Source organism: Bradyrhizobium sp. USDA 3650 (assembly GCF_054057395.1).
In genome coordinates this window covers 3,944,385-3,957,250 of the sequence record NZ_JBSRZG010000001.1, presented here as the reverse complement: position 1 = coordinate 3,957,250, position 12,866 = coordinate 3,944,385, and the positions used below count along the sequence as shown (strand labels likewise).

At 61.7% G+C, this 12,866-nt stretch carries 13 protein-coding genes, 1 tRNA gene and 1 pseudogene; 9 read left to right on the top strand and 6 right to left on the bottom strand.

The annotated features are described in order from the left end of the window. Positions 1–23 precede the first annotated feature (23 nt). From ACVIN2_RS18385 to ACVIN2_RS18355, 7 genes and pseudogenes are all read left to right on the top strand, one after another. Positions 24–662 (top strand): RraA family protein, encoded by a 639-nt coding sequence (locus ACVIN2_RS18385; protein ID WP_456766622.1) that lies wholly within the window; start codon positions 24–26, stop codon positions 660–662. A 137-nt stretch (positions 663–799) separates the two neighbouring features. Continuing rightward, positions 800–1,723: a hypothetical protein gene (locus tag ACVIN2_RS18380; protein WP_456766621.1), complete on the top strand. Its 924-nt coding sequence runs from the start codon at positions 800–802 to the stop codon at positions 1,721–1,723. Positions 1,724–1,743: 20 nt separating this feature from the next. Continuing rightward, complete coding sequence (locus tag ACVIN2_RS18375; RefSeq protein WP_247283068.1) at positions 1,744–2,115, top strand: cupin domain-containing protein; 372 nt, start codon at positions 1,744–1,746, stop codon at positions 2,113–2,115. Between the two features lie 47 nt (positions 2,116–2,162). Next, a complete protein-coding gene (locus tag ACVIN2_RS18370; protein WP_456766620.1) occupies positions 2,163–3,119 on the top strand; it encodes a tripartite tricarboxylate transporter substrate-binding protein in 957 nt (318 codons plus the stop codon). A gap of 97 nt (positions 3,120–3,216) precedes the next feature. Continuing rightward, a tRNA-Arg gene (locus tag ACVIN2_RS18365) sits at positions 3,217–3,293 on the top strand. A gap of 464 nt (positions 3,294–3,757) precedes the next feature. Further along, positions 3,758–4,484 (top strand): annotated as a pseudogene (locus ACVIN2_RS18360) (SOS response-associated peptidase). 115 nt (positions 4,485–4,599) lie between these two features. Further along, positions 4,600–6,753: an exonuclease domain-containing protein gene (locus ACVIN2_RS18355; protein WP_456766619.1), complete on the top strand. Its 2,154-nt coding sequence runs from the start codon at positions 4,600–4,602 to the stop codon at positions 6,751–6,753. Between the two features lie 58 nt (positions 6,754–6,811). On the opposite strand, the gene ACVIN2_RS18350 is transcribed toward ACVIN2_RS18355, so the two are convergent. Further along, positions 6,812–8,074, bottom strand: coding sequence for a Gfo/Idh/MocA family protein (locus ACVIN2_RS18350; RefSeq protein ID WP_456766618.1), 1,263 nt, complete (start codon positions 8,072–8,074; stop codon positions 6,812–6,814). Positions 8,075–8,324: 250 nt separating this feature from the next. Between ACVIN2_RS18350 and ACVIN2_RS18345 the strand changes: the two genes are divergently transcribed. After that, positions 8,325–8,549 carry a hypothetical protein gene (locus ACVIN2_RS18345; protein WP_456766617.1) on the top strand — a complete coding sequence of 75 codons (225 nt, stop codon included), beginning with the start codon at positions 8,325–8,327 and terminating at the stop codon, positions 8,547–8,549. Positions 8,550–8,728: 179 nt separating this feature from the next. On the opposite strand, the gene ACVIN2_RS18340 is transcribed toward ACVIN2_RS18345, so the two are convergent. The 3 genes from ACVIN2_RS18340 to ACVIN2_RS18330 form a co-directional block, all read right to left on the bottom strand. Further along, positions 8,729–9,130: a hypothetical protein gene (locus ACVIN2_RS18340; protein WP_456766616.1), complete on the bottom strand. Its 402-nt coding sequence runs from the start codon at positions 9,128–9,130 to the stop codon at positions 8,729–8,731. A gap of 42 nt (positions 9,131–9,172) precedes the next feature. Next, positions 9,173–9,436: a recombinase family protein gene (locus ACVIN2_RS18335; RefSeq protein WP_456766615.1), complete on the bottom strand. Its 264-nt coding sequence runs from the start codon at positions 9,434–9,436 to the stop codon at positions 9,173–9,175. Between the two features lie 206 nt (positions 9,437–9,642). Beyond that, positions 9,643–9,960: a recombinase family protein gene (locus ACVIN2_RS18330; RefSeq protein ID WP_456766614.1), complete on the bottom strand. Its 318-nt coding sequence runs from the start codon at positions 9,958–9,960 to the stop codon at positions 9,643–9,645. A 388-nt stretch (positions 9,961–10,348) separates the two neighbouring features. Here ACVIN2_RS18330 and ACVIN2_RS18325 point away from each other — a divergent pair, with 388 nt between their 5' ends. Next, on the top strand, positions 10,349–10,612 hold the full coding sequence (locus ACVIN2_RS18325; protein WP_456766613.1) for a hypothetical protein: 264 nt from the start codon (positions 10,349–10,351) through the stop codon (positions 10,610–10,612). A 29-nt stretch (positions 10,613–10,641) separates the two neighbouring features. Here the strand turns inward: ACVIN2_RS18325 and ACVIN2_RS18320 are convergent, their stop codons facing one another. Beyond that, positions 10,642–11,652 carry an ion channel gene (locus tag ACVIN2_RS18320; protein WP_456766612.1) on the bottom strand — a complete coding sequence of 337 codons (1,011 nt, stop codon included), beginning with the start codon at positions 11,650–11,652 and terminating at the stop codon, positions 10,642–10,644. 186 nt (positions 11,653–11,838) lie between these two features. Beyond that, positions 11,839–12,819 (bottom strand): catalase family peroxidase, encoded by a 981-nt coding sequence (locus ACVIN2_RS18315; RefSeq protein WP_456766611.1) that lies wholly within the window; start codon positions 12,817–12,819, stop codon positions 11,839–11,841. Positions 12,820–12,866: the final 47 nt, after the last annotated feature.

Sequence of the window (12,866 nt, the reverse complement as noted above, 5' to 3'; positions counted from 1 at the left end):
CAATTACGGAAGGATTTTGGGATATGACCATCACCATCGCTGCGAACGCTGTGCCGAAGCCGCCGGCCGAGATCATCGAAGGTTTTCGCGGTGCGCCGACCTCGGTCATTTCGGACAATCTCGCCCGGCTGCCGGGCGCGGTGGGGCTCAAGCCCTATCACCGCGGCGCCAAGCTGGTGGGCACGGCCTTCACGGTCCGCACCCGTCCCGGCGACAATCTCGCCATCCACCGCGCGCTCGAGCTGGTGGGCCCCGGCGACGTCATCGTGGTCGATGGCGGCGGCGATGAGACCCGCGCGCTGGTCGGCGAGATCATGAAGAACATCGCGCAATGGCGCAAAGCCGAAGGCTATGTCATCGACGGCGCGATCCGCGACGTCGCGGCGTTCGCGGCCGATGACTTTCCCTGCTACGCCCGCGCGGTGATCCACCGTGGGCCCTACAAGAACGGCCCCGGCGAGATCAACGTGCCTGTCACGATCGGCGGCAGCGTGATCTCGCCCGGCGACATCGTGGTCGGCGACGAGGACGGCGTGGTGTCGTTTGCCGCCGCCGGTGCCGCCGCGCTGCTGGACGCCGTGCGCGCCCAGGTCGCGCGCGAGGAGGAGACGCTGAAGGCGATCCGCGAGGGCCGTTATCAAGGCTCGTATGGCAAATCCTGATCAACGCGAGGCTTAAGTCAAAGCAATGGTCGGCTCGATCGCACGTCGACGTTGGCCATTGCCTCTTTCGAAAGTGATTTCACGACTTTGTTTCGGTCAGACTTGCTTCATGCTTTTTGCTGCTGGGGATACTTCACGTGACGAGGAATTACGCGATCGTCCTGCCTAGCTTCTTCGTTCTGTTGGTCTCTGGAAGCAACGAGGTTGGTTCGTGGAAGATGCCGCCTTTTGGCTCCGGCCGCGGGGCAGCGCCCATTTTCAATCGCGATCGCGTCACTGATAGTCATCTGGCAGTCGAGGCCGCTTCGACCGAGGCAGAGCGACGACTGACTGAAGGGGTTTACGCAAAAGCCAACGGTCTCCCCCCAGGTGAGGTGGAAAAGCGCTTTGCGGCAAGTGGAGTCCTGCGATGTCCTGGTGGAGATAGCAGCGCTCAAGTGACTGGTGCGCGCGACGTGATTACCACGGCGGCTCACGCGTTTCGGGACCTTTGCAAACCGCATACGTCACCTGACAAATGTATCTTCGAGTACTATCTCGGAGCCGAGAGGCGTACCATTCCTCTGTCAGCGACCCTATGGATGGGCACATGCGTTGAGAGTGCGCCCAAGGCGATTGTCAGCGATTGGGCAGTCGCAAAGCTCGAGTCGGCCGCGGAAGTGACGCCTTACGAGATCAATGAACGGACTGAAAGTGTGGTCGAGTTGGAGCGTGTCCTGGCGGTTGTCGGTTACGACATCGAAGCCACGGGAAAGAGGGACAGGTACGGCCCCTTCAACAAGACGATTCAGGAGTGCCAGATACGTGACGTAAGGGACTGGTCGATATTCGAAACGAGCTGCGAGTTCACAGTAGGGGCATCAGGTAGCGCTTTGTTTCGTCTGTTGGACGGTCGAATGACTCTGTTCGGCGTCCTTAATGGAGACTATCACGACAAAGAATATTGCCCACGAGGCAGCTGCGAGTTCAAGAGCCGGCATTGGTCGAGCGTGTATGTTACCGTGAAGGGTGAGTTCAAGGACCGCCTTCTGGCCGCCGTGAGCCAGTCTGCTGCAAAATAAAACGTAAAAGGGAGGATGGCGTGAGCCAGAAGGACGAATTCCACAATCTCGACGACACAGCCGACGGATTGTTTCGCGAGCTCGCGGCAGGCGTGACCACGCGCATCTTCTCCGGCGAGCAGGCGATGCTGTCGGTGGTGACCCTGGCGCCGCATGCGCAAGGCACGCTGCACCATCATCCCGAGGAGCAATGGGGCGTGCTGCTCGACGGCTCCGCCATCCGTGTCCAGGGCGACGAGGAGATTGCCGTGAAGAAAGGCGACTTCTGGCGCACGCCGGGCAACGTGCCGCACACCATGCGCGCCGGCCCCGACGGCGCCCGCGTGCTGGACATTTTCAGTCCGCCGCGGCCAGAATACAGAAAAGCGGGATCCGGTTTCGGGACCACTTAAAGCGCCAAGAGCAAAAGCCGGGCGCGAGACACAAGAGGGAGGGGACCATGACGATCACACGACGGACGCTGCTCGCAGCGCCGGCTATTCTCGCGATGACGCCGGCGTTGGCGCAGGCTTCAAAAATCACGCTGGTGGTGCCGTTTCCGCCGGGCGGATCGACCGACGCGATGGCGCGGCTGCTCCAGAGCCATCTGCAAACCAAGCTCAACCGCATCGTCATCGTCGAGAACAAGTCGGGCGCCGCCGGCGCGCTCGGTGCGGCGCAGGTCGCCAAGAGCCCGCCTGATGGCTCGACGTTCCTGGTCACCTTCGATTCCCACGCGGTGATCCCCTCCATCCTCGACAAGCCGCCCGTCGATGTCGAGCGCGAGCTGATGCCGGTGTTGCTGGTCGGCACCGCGCCTTACGTGATCGCCGCCGGTGCGGGCCGTCCCTACAAAAGCTTTGCCGACGTGGTGGCGGCCTGCAAGGCGACGCCCGGCGCGGTGAAATATGCCTCCGTCGGCATCGGCACGCTTGGCCATCTCGCCATGACCGTGCTCGGCAACAAGGCCGGCGTCGAGATCATGCACGTGCCCTATCGCGGCGGTGGCCCCGCCATGAACGACGTGCTCGGCGGCCATGTCGATTTGATCGCCGGATCGGCGGCGCTGGTCGCAGCCCAGCTCGGCACCAACATGCTGCGTCCGATCCTGCAGCTCGGCCGCGAGCGGCTGCCCGGCCTGCCGGATACGCCGACCGCGATCGAGGCGGGCTTCCCGGATTTCGAGACGCTGGCCTGGTGGGGCATCTTCGCGCCGACGGGGACGCCGCCGGACATCGTCGCCAGCCTCGCAACGGCGTCCAAGGAGATCCTGAGCGAGCCCGCCACCGCCGCCCAGCTCAAGGAGACGCAGCAGATGACGCTGCTGCTCGAGGACGGTCCCGCTTTCAAGACCTTCTTCGACAAGCAGGTCGCCATTTGGGGCAAGGTGGTGAAGGACAACAATATCAGGGCGTGAGATGACCGGCAGCCCGCCGCATTGAGCAACGCGGAGGGCTTCCGATCTCCCCTCCGCTTTGATATGAAGCCCCGGTAACCCGTTCTGCGGGTTCCGCGGTCCCGTAGCTCAGCCGGATAGAGCGACGGTTTCCTAAACCGTAGGTCGGAAGTTCGAGTCTTCCCGGGATCGCCAGCTTCCTACCGCGGTAAACCCCTTAAAACGTAGGCTTTTTGAACCGTGCGCTGTCCGTTCTCCATGAGGATGGGTGCTAAAACGTCATTACCGTCCATTACGCCCAGTACCATGGATTACAATGGGTTACGCCCAGTGCCGTCAGCTCCGTGCAACGCGGATGCAACACGGAGGTAGCCCTTTGTTCGTGATCCGTCCGCCGCCCTGGGCGTCCTGCGAGCGAGGTTGCTCGGCGGATTGCCCACGAACTTGCAGGACGCAGTAGATGGAAGGACCGATCGGTCGATACGCGCGAGCCCCCGAAGATTACACTGGCACTAAGAGTGTCGCCCATGTGCTTGGAGCGTGCGTAGCGAACACCATCTCGGCCAGCGGGCTTTGTCCGCGCAAACAGGCCGGACATCTGATAGCAAGCGATCTGGCCAAAAGTCTGCTACAATCCTGACAAGTGGGGGGCCGTCCACATCTGCAATCTGTACTCGATCACCACCAACCAAGCCGCCATCAGCTCGCTGTTCCGTGTCGTCAACCGGTACGTCGGCAACCTGGCGCCGCTGGCCGGCGTCTTTCCGGACTACAAGGCGCCGATCGTCCGGACCGGCGCCGAGGGTCGCGAGCTCGTCACGGCCCGATGGGGTATGCCTTCGTCTGCGCACGCGCTCATGGAGGCGACCAAGAAGCGCGCGGCCAAGCTGGAGGCAAAGGGCAAGCCCGTCCACTTCAAGGAATTGCTCCGGATGGAGCCGGATTCTGGAACCACCAACATCCGCAACGTGAAGAGCAAGCACTGGACGAGATGGTTGGGTCCGGAGCACCGCTGCGTCGTGCCGCTCAACAGTTTCAGCGAATTCAACACGGCCGAGGGCGGCGACATCTGGTTCGCACTCGACGAGTCCCGCCCGCTCGCCTGCTTCGCCGGCATCTGGGCCAACTGGACGTCGGTAAGGAAAGTCAAGGAAGGCGAGACCACCAACGACCTCTACGCATTCCTCACGACGGAGCCGAACGCCGAGGTCGGTGCCATCCACCCGAAGGCGATGCCCGTGATCCTGACGACGCCGGACGAAGTCGAGACCTGGATGACGGCGCCTGTGGAGGGAAGCCCTGAAGCTGCAGTGGCCGCTTCCGGATGGAGCGCTCCGGATCGTCGCCCGGGGCGTCAAGGAAGATACCCCGGCTTCGCCTTCGTAACTCCGGGAACACCCACCGGTCGGCGACTAGGGAGCTGGAGCCCATTGAGGCGCTTGACTTCACGCTCGCCATTCGAACAAAAATAGAACAAACGATTCCTGCCGCGAAGGTCCGCGTGACTAAACTGCCGCAACTGCCCGTCTACTATTATCTCGACCATTTCGCCGAAATGCTCGGGTTCGTGCAGCGAACGTACGAACCCGTTCTTGGCCCGGATCATCACGCGTTCATAGCGCGCTTCGAGGGCCTTTCGAGAGATGCCCGATGCCTGTTGATCCGCATGATCAACCGGCGTGGTGCGATATTCAATCGGTCCCTTTTCGACTACACCGAGATCGACGATATCGAGCAGGCGACGTCGGATCTGATGATGGTCGGTCATGCCCGGGTGCTCGGTGAAATCGACTACGCAGGGTTTGTCGCGTGTCTTCCCAAAGATGTCCTCTTCACCGGTGCACAGGCGGCTGGGTGCAAAGACGTCCGCAAGTCTTGGGCCAAAGCCAAGTTCATCGACTACTATCTCGAACAGATCCCGTTCTCGACGGCCGCGCAGCGCTGCGGCGCCCGGAAATTCATCGCTCTCGACGGCACGCGGCCAATCGAATTCCTGCTCTATCTCTACTTCGGCAAGACCGAGGTGAACCTCAAGAACTTCGCGCTGCGGGACTTGGGCATCCTCCGCACCAACCGCGAGACCGCGTTCAGCGCACGCTTCACCGATGCCGAGGAGGCGCTTGCCTCTTTCCACTACAGCCAAATTCTCGACCGCCTTGAGCACGGATCAGAACCTGTCCACAGGCGGGCCGCCATCGACGTTCTGTCCGGGCCTGCCTGCGAGACACAGTACGCCAAGGACCTCCGCAGCCGAGCGGCTCATCAGACCGGACTTTTCTTCGAGAAAGCGGGCGAGAGCGATCTTGCCCGTCAGCTCTACCGCGCGGGATGCTCGCCGGAGTGCAACGAGCGCCTGGTCCGCCTGCTTTGCAATACCGGGGATCGCACCGGAGCCGAAGACCTGCTGCAGCGGATGATCGATGATCCCGCCAGCGACGGGGAGCACATTTTCGCAACCGACTTCTACGCTCGCAAGTTCGGAGGGAGGCGCACAGGCGTCTACACCGAACTGCTGCGGTCCGGGCGAACGATCACCGTCGACGATACCCATCGGGGCAATCCAGAAGCAGGCGTCGCCGGCGTTCTGCGGCGCGAGGGCACCAAGGTTTTCTTCACTGAGAATGTGCTGTGGCGTACCCTGTTCGGCCTTCTCTTCTGGGACGAGCTCTTCGAGAGCGCCCGTATGCCCAGCGGGTTCGACTGGCTACCGCATTGCCTGAAGGACCGCAGCTTCCGTCGGCTCTTCGCCGGGCCGATCGACGAGAAGCTGGCCGCCATCGCCTCCGGAGCTTCTCTTCCGTTGATCCTCCGCACCGTCGCAGCAAAATGGGGCCGCCCGAATGGGATCTTCAGCTGGGATCTCGTGCAAGTGGAGGCGCTCCGCGCGCTGCTCGAAGGATGCGATCCGAGCTCCATAGCCAGCATCATCCGCAGCATGTGCGACGACTTCCGCGGCATGCGGGACGGTTTCCCCGATCTGATGCTGGTACAGGACGGCAAAGCGTCCTTCATGGAGGTCAAGGCCGAGGGGGACGTGATCCGCCGCAACCAGCTGACCCGCCTCCGCCAGCTCGGCGCCGCCGGCATCAACGCCGAGATCGGTCGGGTGGATTATCGTTTCGACCCCGAGCAGGATTACGTAGTGGTCGACATCGAGACGACCGGCTCCTGGTCGAACGGCGATCGCATCACCGAGATCGGCGCGGTGAAGGTTCGCAATCACTGTGTCGTCGACGAGTGGCATTCTCTCATCAATCCTCAGCGGTCCATTCCCGCAAAGATCGTTCAGCTGACTGGCATCACCAACGAAATGGTTCGGGACGCACCTGTGTTCGCGGAGGTAGCGGACCGGTTCATGGACTTCATGGGGGACGGCATTTTCGTGGCCCATAATGTCAGCTTCGACTACGGTTTCATGGCTTACGAATTCGAAAGGCTCGCGCGGCGCTTCAGATTCCCGAAGCTCTGCACGTGCGCGGGAATGCGACGGCGCTATCCGGGACACAAGTCCTACGGACTTGGGAAACTTTGCGAGATATATGGCATCTCGCTCCACAATCATCATCGAGCCTTATGCGACGCGCGGGCAACGGCGCAGTTGTTGAACCTCATCAACAAGAAGCGGGACGAAGAGGGGTGCCGCGAAGCAGCGTAGCCAATCATAATCCAGCAGGTGCCTGGAAGGACCAAGCTATGCGGCCGCATCTGAGAATTCAGTCGATCCTGACAAGGGTTCGTTGATCCGCTGACTTGTAGATCGCTTCCATGAGCTTCATGTCGCGCAATCCTTCCTCGCCCGGCGTTCTTGGCAGAGTGTCGGTGAGAACGCATTCCGCCATGTGATCCAATTCCAGGGCGAACTGGTCTTTTGCGGGGATCTCGATCAACGCCTCGGTCTCGCGGCTATCTATTGCGCGACGCACTGTCAACCGCTGCCCTTTGTAGGGATAGGCATTGTCCAACAGGAGATTGCCGCCGTCCGAATGGACCGCCAGGCGCGATGCCCTATGGATGCCGTAGCTGGTGGAAAGGTTGGCCATAGCGCCGGAAGGGAAACGCATGATCCAGGCGACGCTCTCTTCCACTTCGCGAAAACGCGGATCGCCGTCGGCCGAGTGGATGCGAGCCTCGATATCGACGGGCTCCTCGCCGGTAACCGCCCGCGCGGCGTTGAGACAATAGATGCCGACGTCTGGCAGGGATCCGCCGCCGGCCAATGCCTTGCGGAGCCGCCATTGCTCCGGATCTCCTTGATTCTGACCGTTGATCGATTCGATCAGCTTGATCGGCCCGAGGTCTCCGCTTTGCGCACGACGAATGACCTCCAAGTGATGAGGCTGGTAGCGACACCGATAGGCGATCATCAGCTTGACGCGCGCCGATGAGCACGCTTCGACCATCGACCGAGCATCCTCCGAACTCGTGGCCATCGGCTTCTCGCACAGCACATGCTTGCCGATGGCCGCCGATCGGAGAACGTACTCCTTGTGCATCGAGTTCGGCAGAACGACGTAGACGACCTTGACGTCTTCCATCTCGCGGAGCCGCTCGAGTTCCTCATAACCGAGCAGAGCTTCCCGTTGGACGCCATACTGGCGGCCAAGCACGGTCAGCTTGTCCGGCGATCCCGAAACCAGCGCGGCCACGCGGCTTTTCTTCGCTTGCCCGAAGGCAGGCAGTATTTGCTCGACAGAGAGACGACCCAAAGCGACGACGGCGAAGCCGACGCGTTCACTCGACGGGAGGGGGCCGTCCGCATTCTCTTCGCCCGCTTCACTTGATCTTACGATGGACGGGAAGGTTAACTTGTCTCCTTGCGTCATCCCGGTGTCTACAGGTGCGGCTTGAGCCAATCCGGCACGCGATGCGTTTGCAGCCAGTAGCGTCGCTGCCGAAAGTCCGAGCGCACCACGGCGCGTCAGGGAAGAATGCGGAGAGCCTATGCCGAGCTTTGTCATCGCACTCAAACCTGCCAAGATTGCACCGGTTCCTCCACATCCGGCATCAGCCGGCGAATAAACATCGCGCAGCTAGTGATCCAAAGAACCACCGAAATCGTTTGGCGCTGCCCAGGATGGAAGGCCGCCTTCACCGTGCAATGCAGGGAGCGTCAGGCCAAGTTCCAGCGATAAGGTAATTTCTGATAACACGAAATATCACTTGCGCCGTCGGGCAAAACAGTGGTTCATAAGGCGCTGGTCCTAGCAAGACGAAGGAGCCAGCCCGATGGCAAATGACGTCGATACATCTTCGGAATTGTCCAAGATTGCGAAACTGAACGGCGACTTCCGAAGGAACTACGGCACGCTCATCGGAGCGATTTTGTATCTCCGGACCGTGAGCGCCGCCCGCCGAAGCCCTTGGCTTTGGGCCGGCCTGATTTCGATCGCTCTTTCGACCGTGCTGAGCTGGTTGGGGCGGCACGGTTGGTATTTGCCAGCCTTGCCTTGATGGCACCGAACAATGCCCCCTTTTCCTTGTAAAGCGCGCCCCGACGCCGACGAAGGGAATCAGATGAGAGCCAGACGTAGCGTCCCGAACTCAGCGGGGCAGGTAACAGCACGTAGTCCTCGATCTCCCGATTCGCCGCATCCAACCGCATCACGGCAAGCAGGCCCGATGAGATCTGCCTACGGTAGGCTTTCCATTGCGCAGCGTGGTCCTTTCCACGATGCGCCAGTCGTCGCGCGACGAGAAACGAAATCATGCGCGCGCCTCCGACAGTCAAGCCCTATGCCGTTCGGAACAAGATCAGCCTGAAGGCCAAGGCCGGTTCGCAGCGCCTCCGCGAGTTCGGTGGCATGCCTCGATTGTTCGGCGGCCCAAAAATCCTGCATATCGATCCAGTCGCAGTCGCGCGGCGACACGTATCCGATCAGCGCATAGGCCTTCCGCAGCGAACCGAAGTGCTTCACGTACGAGGAGACGTGATTGAGACCCAGCGTCGTATTGATGATGTGCGAGTTGAGTTTACCGCGCCGGCGGAGCGTGAGACGAAGGCGCAACAGCATCTCTTCTTCCGGAATCTCCACGCGGCGCTCGGCCAGCAGCTTCTGGGCGCGAGCGAAGATGCCTTAGTCCACGATAGGCTCGATCGCCGCAGCGCCCCGGACCCAAGCGTTATCCGGATTCTTGACCAGCTTCTGCCCCAAGCGTCTTGAGGTGCGATTGTAGACGGTCTTACCGATGTAGTTCTCGTTCCCGAGAATGGTGGGTATCATGCCGTCGGTCCAGGGCCGACCGTTGTGATTGGCGATGCCCGCCTCGTTCAGTTGGCGACTGATGTCGCTGTAGGACTTCCTGCAGTTGACGAACTGGTCGAAGATGTCCCGGATCACGGCGGCCTCTTCGGCCGACCCGTGCTGCAGGCGAACGCGATCCGATTGCAGAGCCTTGAATTGTCCCTTGCGAGAAGGGCCTTCGGATGCTCGCTTTCGTCGACCATCAAGCGTCGGAGGCCGTAGCCAACGGGAGCGCCAACGCGGTATCCAAGGCTCGCGACCCGGCAGTGTCCGGCGTGCACCTTGACGGAGAGCTCCCGGCTCTACTCGGCGGCCATGCCGCGCTTCAGGCTTTTCGCGATCCCGGAAACAAAGGTGCCGTCGTTCTTGAATATCTCCGCGCAGTATTCGACCTGGACGCCACTCCGCTTGCACAGGAATTCGTAGTAGGCACTCTCGTCGACATCTTGGAACCGGCCCCAGCGACCGACGTCGTAAGCGAGGATGTGGTCGAAATCGGCTCGACCCGACTGAACATCTTCGATCAACTCGATGAGACCAGGACGCCCCTTGATCCGGAGTCCGCTCCGGCCCTCGTCGCGATAGGTGCGCGCAATCGTGAGCGCGTTTCGTCTCGGCATAGGCGGCGATGGCAGCGATCTGGTTCGCGATCGAGTAGCGCTGGAGCTCCCTCGACATTCGAACGTACTGCGCAGCACGGGCCGCCCGGGATCGCCTCGCCAAGCTTGTCCCTTTGGGAACAACGAGCCAGTTACCTATGCACCCTCCTGCCACGTCGGAGGTACCTGCGAGTGCAATTACACCTTTCACGGTCGGGATAGCAATGCCGAGCAGCCTGCCGGCGGCACTGCGGCGCACCTCATGCCGGCACCGGAAGGTGGCGTTGTGCACAGCGCCGCGGAATACGGGGACAAACCTCAGCCCTGCCGATTGCGAATCCCTGCTGCGTGCTAACCGCCCGGAACGAGAAGACAGGCGAATGGATTCGTCCCGTTAGGAGCAAGCTCGATGCTGATGACGAAGGAAAGACGGCCGGCGATCAGAATGCTGCGCGGATGGGCGCTCAGCCTTCGGCAGGAGGCGGGCGCCATCCACGAATGCGAGGAGCACGGCTGGGCAAAGGACCGGGCCGACCTTCACGCGCGCGAGCGCGCGTTGGACATCGCGAGGCAGGAGCCGCCGGACGGCTTGTCTCCGGATCAGGCTGTCGCCGAGCTGCGCGGAATGCTGGATTCGATCGGCGATTCCTGCCCTGAATGCCCGCCCGACTGAACCGCACGGACCGATCCCGTCGTCAACGGTCAAGGGATCAGGGGTGCCTCCATAGTGCCGAGATGCTCAGCAGCGGCACGCACTCTGCCAGCGTGCTTTCGCCGCTTGTCCGCGAACTCCGCTGCGTCTACCGACGAACGCACCTTGTAGCCAGCCGCCGTCAAGCGGGCGCACACCCGCGGCACTTCCGCAGCACTGGTGTCGTCGGATTGTGGCTTGAGGCCGATCAGTCCATTCAGGTCGTCGATGAGGCGCAATCCTTCGCTTCGGAGCAGGATCGCCAGCGCTCGGCTCCCGCGGTCCTCGATCAGCAGTTCGAACATCAGTGCGAGGTCCAGCATGGCCCCGAGCGTTGCAGGCCAAGCCGAGCCGACGCCAACCGATCGAAAGTAGATCAGGGATGGATGGGAAGCATGGCTCTGCAGGACGGTGGCGCACCAGTCCCGTCCTTTGTAAAGCACGCGCCTGATTTCCTCCGGAGACTCGAGGTCGGCGTAACGCTCCAGCAATCCGAGAGCCGAGGGTGGCTGACCTGCAGCCGTCGTAAGTTTGAGAATTCCGGCATCGCGGCGGGAAATACCCTCTTGTACCTGAAGGAGGTAAGTAACAGCCATTGTCAGGACCGAGAGGCCCGAAAGGCCGGCCAGGATGAGCGCCCAGCGTGCCGGGCCATGGGCCTCGATGCCGCTCAGTCCCACGGTGCACAGCGCGCTTCCGACGATGAAAAGTGCCTCCTGGAAATCGGCTGGTGGAGAAAACCAGTCCCCCAACGCATGTGCGATCAGGCCGAAGCCCAGCCACAGAAGGACCATCCAGATAAGGAAGGAGCCCATGAGGATCGCCGGAGCGAAGCTGGTCGAGACCCCGCTCTTGCCACGTCGAGCCCACTTCCAAACCGGAAGCGCGACTGCGAGGAGTCGTCGCGCCACGCGTAGTGCACCGCGGCTCTCTCCCGGCACCACCACAGTATCGAATACGTCTCGAAGCGCGAAGACGACGAGGACGACGCCTGCCGCAATCTCGATCCCGTGTACGAACATCGGCCACTAACAGACCTCTGCTCCGGTCGTTCCAATAGATCCGATCGGCGAGCGGAACACAGTCGGTACCGCCCTGGAGACCACGCTAGTTCGGCCGCCGCCCTGCTGGTCAGCGTCGGCGGAAATTCCGAGTAGGTCGCGGCCAACCACTTAGCATTCCGAGATGAACTGCTGACTAACCGACCGTCAAGGATTGCGCCGCGAGAACGAGATCGCGTAGGCGCCGTTGCGGACATCGACCATCGGATCGTCGGACTGCTCGATCCCGTCGGTGAGTTGGCCCGGCAGGAACAGGAGCTTCTTTTGCGCCTCCTCACTGTTCGCCACGGCTTTGTCGATCGTCAGCACGCCAAGATCGACCAGCTTGCGATCATCAGGCCAAGGCTTCGATGGGTCCTTGGTGGAGTCGCCCTCGGCAGCGAGTTGCGCCTTGAACCGGAAGGTCACCGGCCCCTGCTTCAATCGTGAGGGCAGCTCCTCCATCAGGAAGTCCGGCGTCATCTTCGCAGCCTCCGCCTTGTCCAGGTGCACGAGCTTCTCGGGAATCATCTGGTAGCGGACGGCCTGTCGCTGACCACCTTTGTTGACTAACACAAACGCATTGATGCCGAAGTAGGCCTCGTTAGCAAAGCTGTTCGGCGTGGCGACCGTGGCGAAGGCAGCTGGGACAGTGGGGTGGCTTGCCACGAACTGCTCAAATTTCGTCGGCTTGGCCGCGTCCGGTGGGCTCTGCGCGATTGCGACGAGCAGGTCGCGAAATTCCTCGCTGGTAGCGACGGGGAAGAATTTGAGCGAATTGATCACGATGTCCGTGTCGCTGCCGTCGGGCAGGTGAAATTTCACCGAGATGCCATGCGGATTGGCGTCATCCGATCCGTCGGGCAGATTTGGTACTCCCGTGGAGTCCGAGAACCGCACCGTCACCGGGATGTCGGTGCCGCCGAAATGCACGGCCTTGCTCAAGCCGGCAGCTTCCGGAGATGCCTTAAACTTCCCCTCGGCCACGACCCCCTTGGCGTGATTGGCACGGAATCCAGCGTGGACGCCGAATACCTTGTTCATCTGGTTGACGATCTGCTCCTCGACCGGCGCGTCCTCCGCTCGGGTGACAGCGGGCAAGGCCAGGCCAAACGTGACCAGCGCGGCGACGAAGTTGCGGTTCATCATCAGCGGCTTCTCCTCTAACGGATATTGCAGCATAGCAGCATAGCTAA